General features: G+C 69.9%; 11 protein-coding genes. 1 reads left to right on the forward strand and 10 read right to left on the reverse strand.

Translation table 11 applies throughout. The features are described from left to right. Positions 1-27: 27 nt before the first annotated feature. The 10 genes from ABD080_RS15140 to ABD080_RS15185 form a co-directional block, all read right to left on the reverse strand. A complete protein-coding gene (locus ABD080_RS15140; RefSeq protein ID WP_343906134.1) occupies positions 28-465 on the reverse strand; it encodes a hypothetical protein in 438 nt (145 codons plus the stop codon). After that, on the reverse strand, positions 462-3038 hold the full coding sequence (locus ABD080_RS15145) for an ATP-binding protein (protein WP_343906136.1): 2577 nt from the start codon (positions 3036-3038) through the stop codon (positions 462-464). The genes ABD080_RS15140 and ABD080_RS15145 overlap by 4 nt, the downstream gene beginning before the upstream one ends. Continuing rightward, entirely contained in the window at positions 3035-3589 is a 555-nt protein-coding gene (locus tag ABD080_RS15150) for a hypothetical protein (protein ID WP_343906138.1), read from the reverse strand. The genes ABD080_RS15145 and ABD080_RS15150 overlap by 4 nt, the downstream gene beginning before the upstream one ends. 1 nt (position 3590) lies before the next feature. After that, entirely contained in the window at positions 3591-3917 is a 327-nt protein-coding gene (locus ABD080_RS15155) for a hypothetical protein (protein ID WP_343906140.1), read from the reverse strand. A 27-nt stretch (positions 3918-3944) separates the two neighbouring features. Beyond that, entirely contained in the window at positions 3945-5138 is a 1194-nt protein-coding gene (locus tag ABD080_RS15160; RefSeq protein ID WP_343906142.1) for a conjugal transfer protein, read from the reverse strand. Between the two features lie 67 nt (positions 5139-5205). Next, the gene (locus ABD080_RS15165; protein ID WP_343906144.1) at positions 5206-5607 is read right to left on the reverse strand and encodes a helix-turn-helix domain-containing protein; all 402 of its coding nucleotides are present in this window, start codon (positions 5605-5607) and stop codon (positions 5206-5208) included. Then, positions 5604-7751: a hypothetical protein gene (locus ABD080_RS15170; RefSeq protein WP_343906146.1), complete on the reverse strand. Its 2148-nt coding sequence runs from the start codon at positions 7749-7751 to the stop codon at positions 5604-5606. Before ABD080_RS15170 ends, ABD080_RS15165 begins: the two co-directional genes overlap by 4 nt. 65 nt (positions 7752-7816) lie before the next feature. Beyond that, positions 7817-8470 carry a hypothetical protein gene (locus ABD080_RS15175; protein WP_343906148.1) on the reverse strand — a complete coding sequence of 218 codons (654 nt, stop codon included), beginning with the start codon at positions 8468-8470 and terminating at the stop codon, positions 7817-7819. 597 nt (positions 8471-9067) lie between these two features. Further along, positions 9068-10132 (reverse strand): hypothetical protein, encoded by a 1065-nt coding sequence (locus tag ABD080_RS15180; RefSeq protein WP_343906151.1) that lies wholly within the window; start codon positions 10130-10132, stop codon positions 9068-9070. A gap of 255 nt (positions 10133-10387) precedes the next feature. Next, the gene (locus tag ABD080_RS15185; RefSeq protein WP_343906153.1) at positions 10388-10648 is read right to left on the reverse strand and encodes a hypothetical protein; all 261 of its coding nucleotides are present in this window, start codon (positions 10646-10648) and stop codon (positions 10388-10390) included. A gap of 99 nt (positions 10649-10747) precedes the next feature. Between ABD080_RS15185 and ABD080_RS15190 the strand changes: the two genes are divergently transcribed. Then, the gene (locus ABD080_RS15190) at positions 10748-11575 is read left to right on the forward strand and encodes a hypothetical protein (protein ID WP_343906155.1); all 828 of its coding nucleotides are present in this window, start codon (positions 10748-10750) and stop codon (positions 11573-11575) included. Positions 11576-11869: the final 294 nt, after the last annotated feature.

Here is an 11869-nt window from a genome sequence, read left to right on the forward strand (position 1 = left end):
GCGCGCCGGCGGGACGGGGGAGGCGGGTCATTCGGACCATCCCAGCTCCATCACCACGGTCTCCCGGTTCTTGGGCTGACCGCTCATGTCCTCCCACTTCGTGACCTTGCCGTCCTCCTTGACCTCGACCACGTAGCTGTCGGGCTCCTGGGGACGCTCCCCGGTCGTGTAGGTGACGACCACGGCGGTACTGCCCGTCTCCTCGTTCTCGAACGTGCCCGCCGCCTTCGGTGCGTCCTTCACCTCGACGCTGGGGCTCGTGGTGCAGTCGCCCACCTTGTGGTCCGCCAGGTCGCACATCGTGGCATCGTCACCAGCGGCATAGGCGGTCATGAACTTGACGGCGGTGTCCTCGGGGCCGCTGCCGCTCTCTCCTCCGCTGCCGCCGGCGCCGCCGGTGCAGCCGGCCAGGGCGGCGGCCAGGGTGAGGGCTGCCAGGGTCGGGGTCAGGGTCCTGCGGATCATGCTGCTGCCTCCTCGTCGGGGTCGGGCGTGCCCGCGGTGGGCGCGTCCGGGGTCGTCACTCCGCTGCGGTTCTCGGGAGCCGTGGTGTCCAGCAGGTCCAGGATGTGCGGGCTGGGCAACTGCCACTGGACCTGTGCGGCCTGCCCGGTGCTGTCACGCATGATGCAGTGGCCCTTGCGGACCACGCCCTTCTTCGCCCCGCGGGCCAGGTTGCCGATCGCCGCGTAGGTCGCCGGCGTCTCGGGCAGGTTCAGCACCTCGGCACCTGCGTGCTGCTGCCGCTTGGACTGGAGGTGGAAGCAGTACACGGTGTTCAGCTGCTCCACCAGGCCCTCGTGGGAGGCCACGCCCACCACGTCCTGGGAGTCCAGGATCAGGTGCGTGCGGTTGGCGGAGCCGATGCGGGCGGTGGTGTCCAGGAAGCTGGCGCCGTCCGCGATCTTGAGGAGGTTGTGGACCTCGGGGATCATGATCGTCTTGGGCATCGGCCGCATGGACTGCGCGCCGGTGATCGCCACCACGGTGGTGATCACGGAGCGCATGAGCGCCATGGACAGCCGCTCGGTCTGGTCCCAATCACGCTGCGCCTTCTCCATGCCCGGGAGAGTCAGGCCGGGCATCTGCACCAGCCACAGCCCCGGATCGGTCGGCAGGCCCAGGCTCGCCTCGCGGGGGCCGGCCACGGGCCGGCCCAGCGTCGTGTTCGCCAGGTTGGTCAGGGACTTGCCCAGGCGGGCCCACCGCTCGTCGTGGTGGTTGTCCTCCTGGAGCAGCCACTGGATCGCAGCCCAGGTGCTCGGCTCGTCCATCGCGTCGGCCACGGCGGTGGTCGCGGCCAGCGTCGCGTCCTCGGCGATGTCGGCGTAGTTCGGCGGGGCGAGCAGCTGGAGCAGCCGCGCGGCGGCCTCCTTGGCGCTGTCGCGGTCCGTGAGGGAACCGAACAGGTCCAGCGCGCCGCTGGCGGCCTCATCGATGACGGTGCGGCTGTGGGGCAGCTGGTACTCCTTGGCCACGTTGACCACGCCGGTCATGTCGCCCTTGAAGTCGAGCACGGCGCCCCAGCCGCCCATGAAGGTCTGCTCCAGCATCATCTGGAGGCCGGCCACGGACTTGCCGCGGCCGGACAGGCCGAACAGCGCGACGGTGGTGGCGTCGCGCTCGCGGCTGGAGCGGGTCACGTCGAACCGGGTGAACCCGGGGGTACTGCCGGTGAGCCAGTGCTGGATGGGGCCCTCATCGGGGCCGACCGCGGAGCCGCCCCAGAACAGGCTGCCGAACAGCAGCTCGGCGTCGGCCACGTGGCGGAGGTCCTTCACGCGCACGTGATCGCCGGGCAGCGTCTCCAGCCACAGGTCCTTCTGGTCGTCGGCGCCGTCGCCCAGCATGATGCCCATCTCGCTGTAGAACGTCGTCACCGAGTCGATCTTGGCGTTCAGCTCGTCGCGGGTGGCGGCGCTGACGATGAACCGGGGGTGCATCGTCACCAGGCGCACGCCCTGGGACTTCTTGAGCGCTGCCTCGATCCCACTGAACATCGCTTCGGCCTCCAGGATGTCCTCGGCCGGCTCGCCGGCGGCGGACTTCGCAGCGGACAGGCGCTGCTCCTTGGCGCTCTTGCGGCCCTCGGAGACCTGGTTGCGGGCCTCGCGGGTGGGCATGATCGTGAACCGCACGGATGCCTCCACGCCGGCGTCCACCTCATCGAAGATCGGTTCGCCGTTCTCGTCCTCCCCGATCTCCTCCAGGATCTTGACGTTGGAGAGCTCGCGCAGCCACTCGGCACCGGGAAGCGGCAGCTCCTCGGGGAACTCGAGCACCGGCAGCACGGCCCCGTAGGCGGCCACGCTGCCGTCCGCGGCGTAGAACTTGAGGTGATCGGTCATCGGCACCACGCGGCCGGCGCTGAGCGCGGCGAGCGGGGCGCCGGCGATCACGCCGGCACGGTCGGGAGCGCCGGGGACCTCGCGCTTGCCCTCGCGGCCCACCTCCCAGGCGATCAGCTCGGCCGGTGCCAGCTTCACGCTGAACCGGGCGGTGTTGAGGCGGGTGGCGACTCGCTGCGCCTGGCCCAGCCGGTAGGCCAGCTCACGCTCGGACAAGCCGTAGGTGGTCAGGCCGAAAGCATCGGTGGCGGCGTCGGTGACGGCCTGCGTCGCCTCGTCGCGGGGGTTGGCCTGGGAGATGTGCAGCAGCACGTAGCGGCTGGGCATGGCCAGCCGGTCGATGTCCTCGGCGCGGTCGGCCACCCAGCGCTGCCAGTCGCCCGTGGTGTACGGGCCGTTCTGCATCATCTCCTCGGCGTAGCTGTCGCCGGTGATGCGGCCCCACAGGATGCGCAGCTGGCACTGCGCTCCCTGGAGCGCGGAGCCGGCGGTGAGGGCCACGGACTCGATGTGCTCCAGCACGTCCTCCATGGAGAGCATGTCCGTGGTGGCCGTGTCGATTTCCAGCACGGTCTCGGTGTGGGTGGAGGTCACCAGCAGGCCGTCCGCGATCGCGCGGTAGCGCGGGGGAGGGGTGCGCCGCTCGCGGTCCACACCCAGCACGCTCAGCAGTCGATCGGTGATCTTCATGCGTTCTTCCCCTTCTTGCGGCGGCGCTGGAGGGTCTGCGCCACGTGCTCGTTGCCCAGCAGTCGGGCTTTCATCTGGAGGCGGACGGGCCGGCCGGTTGCGGTCAGCGGCTCGTCGTCGGTCTGGGGTCGCTCCCACGCGGGCCGGCGGCTCCATGGGAAGTCCTCGCGGCGCTGGTTCCAGGGGGTCAGCTCGGCCCGGCTGGGCCGGCGCCGGCCCAGGTTGATGATCGGAAGGTGCCCGCGCAGCACGAACGTCGCGGCGAGCACCCAGGTGGTGAAGCGGAAGCGGCGCGGGTTCGTCGCGGACTTCTGCGAGCCGAACCAGGTGATCAGCGCCGGCGGCAGGATGAACAGCGTGGCGGTGAACTTCGACGGCCCGTCGAGGAGGACCCACAGCAACGTGATCCACACAGCGAACACGACCAGGCCGAAAATCAGCGGCTTGCGCGGCGGTCCTTCGCCCAGGTCGATGCCCAGGAGCGTGTGCTGGCGGGTCTCCAGCGCGAACGCGCCGGTGTAGTTGTGTGCGGTCCTCCCCTGGGTGGCCATGTCAGATCAGCCCTGCGGAGAGAAGCGCGAGCGTCTGCGGGGCACTGTCTGCGGCGGCCAGGACCGCGCCGTGGGCGCCGTCCAGCAGCTGCCCGGCAGCCTGGGCCTCGCCGCCGGTGACCTTGTTGGCGGCCCACTTCAGGAACTCGATGAACGTGTCCGTGCTGTAGACGATCCAGGCGATGAACACGGCCACCAGGAAGTTGGTCAGCAGCTCGCCCCACTCGCGCTTGGCGTAGTGCGAGAACATCCGCACCACCAGCACGACGATGAACAGGTTGCCGACGACGATGATGACCCAGTCTTTGAGGTCTGCTCCGGTGAACATGAGGGGTTCCTTTCGGGGGGGGGAGGGTTACTGCTCGGTCGTGCCGCCGCCGGATATGGCACTGATCTGCCAGCCGCCGGTCGTGTCAGCGCTCACGCTGGACAGCGTGAGCGTGTAGGTCTGGGTCAGCTCGATGCCGCTGGGGAGGGTCCAGCGGACCGTCGCCAGGGCGGAGCGGGTGTCCTCGCCGCCGTCGTAGACGGTCCAGCCGGTGAGGTCGGAGAACTCGGCGCCGCCGGACAGGCCGGCGATCTTCGCGCCGGGGGCGACGGAGGCGGTCACGGCCTCGTCGGCGCCGTAGGAGGTGAAGAAGGACTCCGCGGCCGCCTGGGTGGCGGTGCCGACGGTGTTGTCCTGCTGGGCGCCCTCGGCGGGCGGTCCGGCGACGGGGCCGGGGGTGGTCGCCACCAGGGCGGGACGGCCCACCACGCTCACGGCGCCGGTCTCATCGGCACGCAGCAGCACCTCGGCGGCGACGGGGCGGGGGTCGCCGGCGGCGGTCCACTTACCGTCCTTGCCGGTGTAGTCGGTCAGGGCGCCGGTCACGAGTGCTCGGGCGTGCGTGCCGTCGATCTGGGACACGCGGGTGACGGCCACGTTGCTCACGGACTGCTTGCTGGGCACGTTCGCGCTGCTGAGGCTGCCCTCGCCGCCGGAGCTGGAGGAGTCCAGCGCCAGGGTCCGCTCTCGAGCTGCCAGGGCGTCGGCGGCGGGGTCGATGTTCAGGTAGGCGGTGACCTGGCGGGCGGCGACCTCGGCGCCGGCTGCCGCGGGGAACTCCTCGGCCTGCACCTCCTGCACCACGGTGGTGGACTTCGTGGGCGCGATGATCTGCCGCATGCCGACCACGCACACGAACAGCAGCGCCACGATGAGCGCCACGCGCAGCACCTTGGCCAGCGCGGAGCTGAGGGTGCGCTCGTTCTCCACGGCCCAGCTCCCGGCGGAGGACGTGGCCTCGCTGCCGCTCGCGGTGCTCGTTCCCGCCGCGGCAGCCGCCGGCGCCGCGGGCGCCGCGGGGGCGGCGGGTGCCGCCGGGGTGGACTGCTGGGTCCAGGCGTCCAGGGCGTCCTGGGTGGACTCCTGCTCGCGTTGTGCCGCGGCCTGCTTGCGGGCGCGCTTCTCGGAGTGGGACAGCGGGACGCCCGGGGGCATGAGGAGGACATGCGTGCGGACCCACACCCACCAGGCGGGGCCGTACTTCTGCGGGGGCTGACTCATGCACTCATCCTGTCAGCATGCAGATCTGCATGCAACCCTGCATGCAGATTGTTCTGGTCGGTCATCCTCACTGCTCCCCCTGCGTGTCCAGCTCCAGCGCTTCCCACGTGCGGGCCGTCTGCACGCTCACCCCGAGTGACGCCGCGACATCGGCCTGCGACAGCCCATCCTCACGCATGGCAGTGACGAGCGCGTGCGCCCCTCGGCGCCAGGCGTCGCGGTGGCGAGCGGCCTCGGCGCGATGCTCCTGGACCTGGGCCCACTGCGCGCGCCACTGCTCGGGCATCTCGACGTGAACGCGGATGTCGTAGTCGCGCGCGCTGCCGCCGGCGTGCAGCGCCGCCAGCTCGGCCGCCATGGCGGCCGCGTGGCTGGGGCTGCGCACCAGCGTGGTGCCCTCGATCCCCTCCACGGAGACCACCCACACGCTGCCGGTGGTGGTGACGGTCGCGGTCATCTGCTGGGTCATTGCTGCTCCTCGGTGTCATGGTCGAACAGGGAAAAGTCGTCGTCGTGGCCCCAGGGGTCCACGTCCTCGGTGGTGGGGCCGGCTTCCGGGGCAGCCGGCTGCTCCTCGCCGGCGGACTCGGGGGCCGGCGCCGGCTCGGGCGCCGCGGTGGCCGGCGGCTCCTGCGCCGGCTCCTCGGCAGCTGCCGGCTCGGGCTGCTCGGGGAGCTCCGCCGGCGGCGGGGCGCTCTCCTCCGTCGCGGCCAGCTCCTCCTCGGTCAGCGGCTTGGGCATCGCGCGCTGCACGAGCACGCGCCGCTGCTGCCACGGGTGTCGGGTCGCGAGGATCGCCTCACCGGGGCCCAGCTTGCGCAGCACGTCGGGGTGGATCACGAACTCCTTGACGGTGCGCAGCGAGCCCTGGCCGGACTTGCTGGTGAGCGTGCCCAGCAGCGTGCGGTCCTCGAACACCTGCGTCGTCTCGGCCATGGCCTGCTGCGTGCCCCAGGACTTCGCGTAGTCCTCGGCGCGCTCGGACTGCACGTGCACCACCTGCACGTTGGTGTTGGTCAGGATCGTGGTCAGCAGGCCCTCGCTGGACTCGACCACGCTGCCCACGTCCTGCGTGGCCAGGACGACCGCGGCACCGTTGGTGCGGCCGCGCTGGAGCAGGTCCACCACGGCGTCCCCGCCCAGGGCGCTGAACTCGTCCACCACGATCATCGCCATGCGGGTCACCTTGTCCCCGGTGCGGTTCCAGCTCTGGGAGCCCAGGTGTCCGAGCACGGCCTGGAGGTCCTTGATCGCCAGGTTCGCCATGGACGTGGCGGCCACGGTGTCCTGCATGGAGTCCAGGTCGAACACCACCACATCGCCGGCGCGCAGGGCGTCCTCCAGGTTCAGGCCCTCGGCGTCCTCACCCAGCAGCGGGCCGACCGCAGAGGTCAGCATCTTCCCGATCCGCGCGCGCATGCCCTCGGCCGACTCGCGCTTGCGGGGAATCTCCTCCAGCTCCTCGGCGTAGTCCGCCAGGTCCAGCTGGAGGTCACCGGAGAGGTGGTGACGCACGCTCATGAGCGTGCTCAGCCGCATGATCCGGTGGAGGTGGTGGAGGTCCCGCCTCCACGGCAGCCGCTTCCCGCCGCGCTCGTAGGTCCGGTCCCGTGCCACCAGCTCGTCCAGCGCTCGTGTGGCGTACCCCAGCAGCTCCTGCCCGTTGGCCTTGTGAAACGGTTCGGAGAACCCTCCGTCAACGGCAGCCGCCTCGACCTCCACGATCCGCGTCGCCACGGCGCCGGCGGTGCCGTGGCGGATCGGGTTGTAGCGCAGCTGCCCGTCCAGGGACACATGCAGGAAGCGGCGGCCGGCCCGGTGGGCGATCCGTCGCATGGCCTCGGTGACCTCGGGGTCCGGCTTGAGGTTGAGGTAGATCAGCGGGATGCGCAGCGGCTGCGCGGCCGGCGCCTCCAGGGCGCCGCGCACCAGCGTGATGATGTCCGTGGTCTTGCCGAACCCGGAAGCGCCGTCGATCCAGCAGTGCTGGAGGAACGCGGCCAGCGGCACGTCGGCCGGCCGGCCGGTGCCCTGGTCGATTCCCACGCGGACCTTCACGTCATGCACGGTCGCCGGCGGTGCCTCGCGCGCCTCGCGCGCGCCGCTTCCCTTCCGGCTCGGCGCCGGCTTCGCAGCCTTCGGGGCCGGCGCCCAGGTCTCCATCTTCGTCGTGCGGCGCATGGCCTTCTCGCGGCTCATGACGCTGCGGTTCCGCGTGGGCTGCCTCCAGGGTGCATCGTGCCGGCGCACGTACATGGACAGTCCCGCGCCGATCGTGCAGCCCAGCGCGATCGCCAGCGGCAGCTGCCCCAGCAGCCACGCCGTCCAGCGCTCCTCCACCAGCGGACCCACCGCCGCCGGCACACCGCGCGGCCCGGAGCTGACCATGGCGTCCACGACAGTCGGCACCAACTCGAGCGCCCACCGCACATACGGCGGCCCCAATGTGAACCCCAGCAGCATCGCCAGCAGCAGCGCCACACCCGCCAGCAGCACCCACCACGCGCGCACCTGCCGCCACTTCCTCAGCCCCAGCACCACGCCCACCCCCACCAACGCGGCGACCGCGTTGGTGAGCACGAACAGTGCAGCGAGCAGACGAAGCACCGCCACCAGGCCGCTGGCCGGCTCCTTGGTGTCGGTGCCAACGCGCAGCCGCGGTCCACCACTCGCCGCCGTCACAGCGTCTCCCCCTGCCACTCCGCAACCACCACGCGCCGCCGCACGTCCTCCGCCTTGGCCCAGGCGTTGCTGTCCTCGGCCACCTCCTGCACGCGCTCCAGCGCGGGCTGCGCTGCCCAGTACCGGACCACGCCCACGCGATCGTCCAGCAGATAGTTCCGCATGATCTGCCGCAGCCGGCGCACGTCCTTGGGCGTCATCTCCAGCTCGTGCACGACACGCTGCCCGTTCGGTGCCACCTGGATCAGATCAGGGAACTGCCGCCGCCGGCGCACATCAGCGCCGGGGCGCAGCGTCGCCCACACCACGTCCGTTCCCTGCACGTGCTGGTTCGCTGTGTCCTCCGAGCGCATCTCACGCTCCGTCACGAGCGTGAAGTCAGGGCGCGTCGCCCGCACATGGTGGGCCAGGTCCACCAGCTCCAGGTCGTGCCGGTACTGACTGAACTTCGCCGTCACCACCGCCCCCGTCACACCCACGGCACGCATCCCCTCACGGGTCGCAGACAGGAACCGCGGCGCCGCCTGGAGCACCCGATCAGACACGATCAGCTCGCGCTCCTCCAAACCCCGCAGGCGCCGGTACAGCGGCGACAGCAGCGACGGCTCACGCTTCCCATGCACCCACTGCTGCAACTGCACCGCCGTCATGAACGGAAACCGACACAGCAGCCGCAAGTAGTCCAGGTCCCGGTCCGTCAACCTACCCATGCAGCACCATCCCCAACCAACTAGCCACCCACGCAAGCCCGACACCAGCCGGACCCTATACACCACCCAAGCTTACCGAACACTGAACCCCACGCGCTCAACCATCCCACCACCACACACCGGCCCACATCGACCAACGCGCCCACTACCCAGACACCCACCACACCACCACCGACCAACACGCTCACCACACCCACCAACTACGCCAACCCAACCCACCTACCAACCCACACCTACCTATCTCACTGAACCATCCACTCAACTCACCCTCCCTACACTTACCAACTCACTCATACCACACCACTCATGTACTCATCACTACTCACTCACTCACACTCTCCTACCCACTCACTCACCACTCTGTTATCCCCTGCCCTGCTCTGACCTCCCTCGACTTCCACCGACACCACCCACTCACTTCTCGAAGAATGAGACGAAGTTTGTGGGTGGTGTCGGTGGATCAAAGAGGTTCTCGCAGGTCAGAGCAGGGCAGGGGATCAGTCCTGTGACTGGTGAGTGAGTGGGTAGGTGACAGCTTCATGCTGCCGCCGGGTGGGAGTGACGGAGCCGCGTAGCGGCTCCGCGTGCTACCTCCCGGGCCTCCTGGAGCAGCTGCCGAGTAGTGGGGGTAATGGGGTTCTCCTGAGCGCGCTGGCGAGCCTCCAGACGCTCCTGGCGAGCACGCTCCTGCTCGACCAGAACAGCCTCCCGATGAGCGCGCCGGCGCTCCTCGAGCGACGGCAGCGGGCAGCCGGCCGCGCTGCGCCAGCGGCGCAGCCGGTGCATGGACCACGCCCGCACGGAGCGCACACCGTGCGCCCCGGAGTGCGGCCAGGACGTCCCATCGGGACGCTGATCCAGCGCCCGCAGAACATCCGCGACGGTCCAGCCGTTCTCCCAGAAGTCCCTGCCGAGCGAGCGAACCGCGCGCAGCGACGCACGGCGCAGCACGAAGCTGCGACGGCGCATCTCGGCAGCAGCAGCGAGCATCTCTACGCGTGTCTCGGGCACCCGGCGCACGTCCCAGAACGGGTCACGATGAGCAGCCGGCAGCGCCTCGATCATCCGTCGATCAGCACCACCAGACAGCCGCCGCCCCGACACGCGAGCCGCCTCGACCGCCTCCCGGGCAGCGGCCTCGCGCGCGCTGCACGCGCTCGCGTGTGAGGGGTTATTACTACTCACCTGAGGGTGAGGGGGGGTGACATCTTCGTCCCCAGAATCGACCGCCGGCGCCGGTACAGCGAGCACGTAGACCGCGGAGTCAGCGTGCTGCTCCCCGTCCTTGGTCGGGGGTGCGAACCGTGCCGAGCGGCCCGCCGCGACTCGTCCGAGCAGCCGTGCTTGGTGGAGCTTCCGGAGCAGCCGGGCGACCGTCCTCGTCGTGCACTCCAGGCGCTCCGCCATGGCCTCCCACGTCAGCCGGCGCACCAGCAGCGAGCCGGGCTCGGAGGCGCCAGCGAGCACCTGGGCGATCGCCTCCAGCGCGCGCCGCGTGTCCGTCCGAGCTGCCGCGAAATCGGGGTGCTCGAGCACCGCGGCGACCCACGCCTGCGGGGTGCTCGCGCGCTCGGCCTCGATCGCCACGAGCGCCTGCGCCACGCGCCACGCGGCAGCCTCGTGCGCGCGCGCCGGCCGCCGGCGACCGCGCCGCGCCGCACGGATCGACTCGTGCAGCGTGCTGGACGATGAACGCAAGTTGGGTACACTCAAGGCAAGAACTCCTCCCCTGGGAGGGTGTGATGAAGGGACGGACCTCTGGTCCGCCTGACAACCGATGAGCTGCACTCCGCCAAGAACGAAGCTCATCGAGATACGTGTGGAAGGCCCTCCGGCTACGGGGGGCCTTCTGCGTTGCTAGAACAAGGAGCCCTCCTCGCGCTCGCGGCGGGCCGTGGCCTCAGCCTCGGTATCAGCGGCGATCTGAGCTTCGACTGCTACGGACCGTCCCGCTGCATCGAGTTCTGCGGCACGTACGAGGTAGACCACGGTGTCGCGCACGCTGAGCCGTGACGCCTGAGCCATGCTGATCAGCTTGGAAGCCTCTTCGGGCTCGAAGCGGATGCCAGCCTGGTAGTCGCGCCCGCTGCTCGGGTCGTACTGGAGTGGCCTAACCATGTGATCACCCTAAAGCAATCCAAACCGAAAACGGTAGCTTTGCTTGGCCGCGTGTCTCGGCATGGCCACCAGGGGGGCGGCGGATGCGAGACTCCGCCCATGGACCCCGTAGATCTACTCGTAGCGATCGCTTCTCTGCTGACTGTGGTGGCCGGAGTCGTCACGGCGGCCTTCTGGCCCGCGGTCGTGCTCATCGTGGCGTTGGTCTTCCGAGCCGAACTTACAACCCTGTTGCGGAGGGTTGAGAGCCTCGATGCGGCCGGTGTCCGGGCGCATCTGCGCGCCGGCGACGGCGCTGCGGACCTCTCCGCGCAAGCCGTCGCGCTCTCCACGCAGCCCGTAGAGCTCCACGAAGAGGAGGGTGAAGGAGGGCAGCAGGAGGAGCAGGGCCAGGAGGGTTCAGGTGAAGAATCGCCGGTCGGGGGCGAGGACCGGCAAGGAGGGCCTACAAGTGACGTGCTCGCGGCCTCAGCTGTAGATAAACGGCGTCAGAGCGCCGTCTTTCAGCTCCAGCGGATTCGCCCAGCCGACGTTCTCGAAGACCTCGAAGCACTGAACGAGCAGGGGATGGACCCGATCCTTGCCGTGGTGAGAGCTGAGCAGGTCGCGACTGAACAGATCAACGAAATCGCCCGCGTTATAGCCCGGAAGCACCCTCAGTCAGGGATCCCAAAATCTCCGGCGGCCGCGCGGCGCATCCTCAGGGACGCGGGCGTTGTTGGCCCCAATTGGGAGACAGCCTGGCTCCACCTCCAGGCAGCTAGGAACGGGTTAGTGCATCGGGGAGAGGGTTTCAATGAGTCCGAGGCTCACTCATGGATCTCGCTCGCTCACCGCCTTGTGTCGCAGGCCAAAACGTCCGCGATCGGAGCAGTAGCGGTGGGGGGCATCCTCGACGACGAAGAGGAAGGGGACCTGTTTCTCTAATGAAGGAGTACAGATCTGCACAACCGGATCAGGCTGTGTCGGGATGTATCGCGCAGCCGTACTCCTCCATGGGCCCGCGCTGCGCGGCAGCGTCCAGGCAGCCGGCACGCTCGCGGTGCCCGCAGGCGCCGCACGTCCAGGTGCGGTGACCGGGCGCGAGCGCATCGGTTCGGCACGCACACGAACTCCAGCCCACCAGTAGCCGGCTTCCTCGGCACGCCGAGCACTGCGCTGGCGCCTGCTCGGACCAGCCGTCCCTCGTGAGGACCAGCGGGGGGACCAGTGTGCATCCGT

This window comes from Brachybacterium rhamnosum, from assembly GCF_039526185.1.
GTDB classification, from domain to species: Bacteria; Actinomycetota; Actinomycetes; order Actinomycetales; family Dermabacteraceae; genus Brachybacterium; species Brachybacterium rhamnosum.

Coding starts and splice junctions, on each gene's coding strand:
- ABD080_RS15185 (WP_343906153.1), bottom strand. CDS start 10,648: ATGGTTAGGCCACTCCAGTACGACCCGAGCAGCGGGCGCGACTACCAG.
- ABD080_RS15165 (WP_343906144.1), bottom strand. CDS start 5,607: ATGACCCAGCAGATGACCGCGACCGTCACCACCACCGGCAGCGTGTGG.
- ABD080_RS15150 (WP_343906138.1), bottom strand. CDS start 3,589: ATGGCCACCCAGGGGAGGACCGCACACAACTACACCGGCGCGTTCGCG.
- ABD080_RS15175 (WP_343906148.1), bottom strand. CDS start 8,470: ATGACGGCGGTGCAGTTGCAGCAGTGGGTGCATGGGAAGCGTGAGCCG.
- ABD080_RS15190 (WP_343906155.1), top strand. CDS start 10,748: ATGGACCCCGTAGATCTACTCGTAGCGATCGCTTCTCTGCTGACTGTG.
- ABD080_RS15145 (WP_343906136.1), bottom strand. CDS start 3,038: ATGAAGATCACCGATCGACTGCTGAGCGTGCTGGGTGTGGACCGCGAG.
- ABD080_RS15140 (WP_343906134.1), bottom strand. CDS start 465: ATGATCCGCAGGACCCTGACCCCGACCCTGGCAGCCCTCACCCTGGCC.
- ABD080_RS15155 (WP_343906140.1), bottom strand. CDS start 3,917: ATGTTCACCGGAGCAGACCTCAAAGACTGGGTCATCATCGTCGTCGGC.
- ABD080_RS15160 (WP_343906142.1), bottom strand. CDS start 5,138: ATGAGTCAGCCCCCGCAGAAGTACGGCCCCGCCTGGTGGGTGTGGGTC.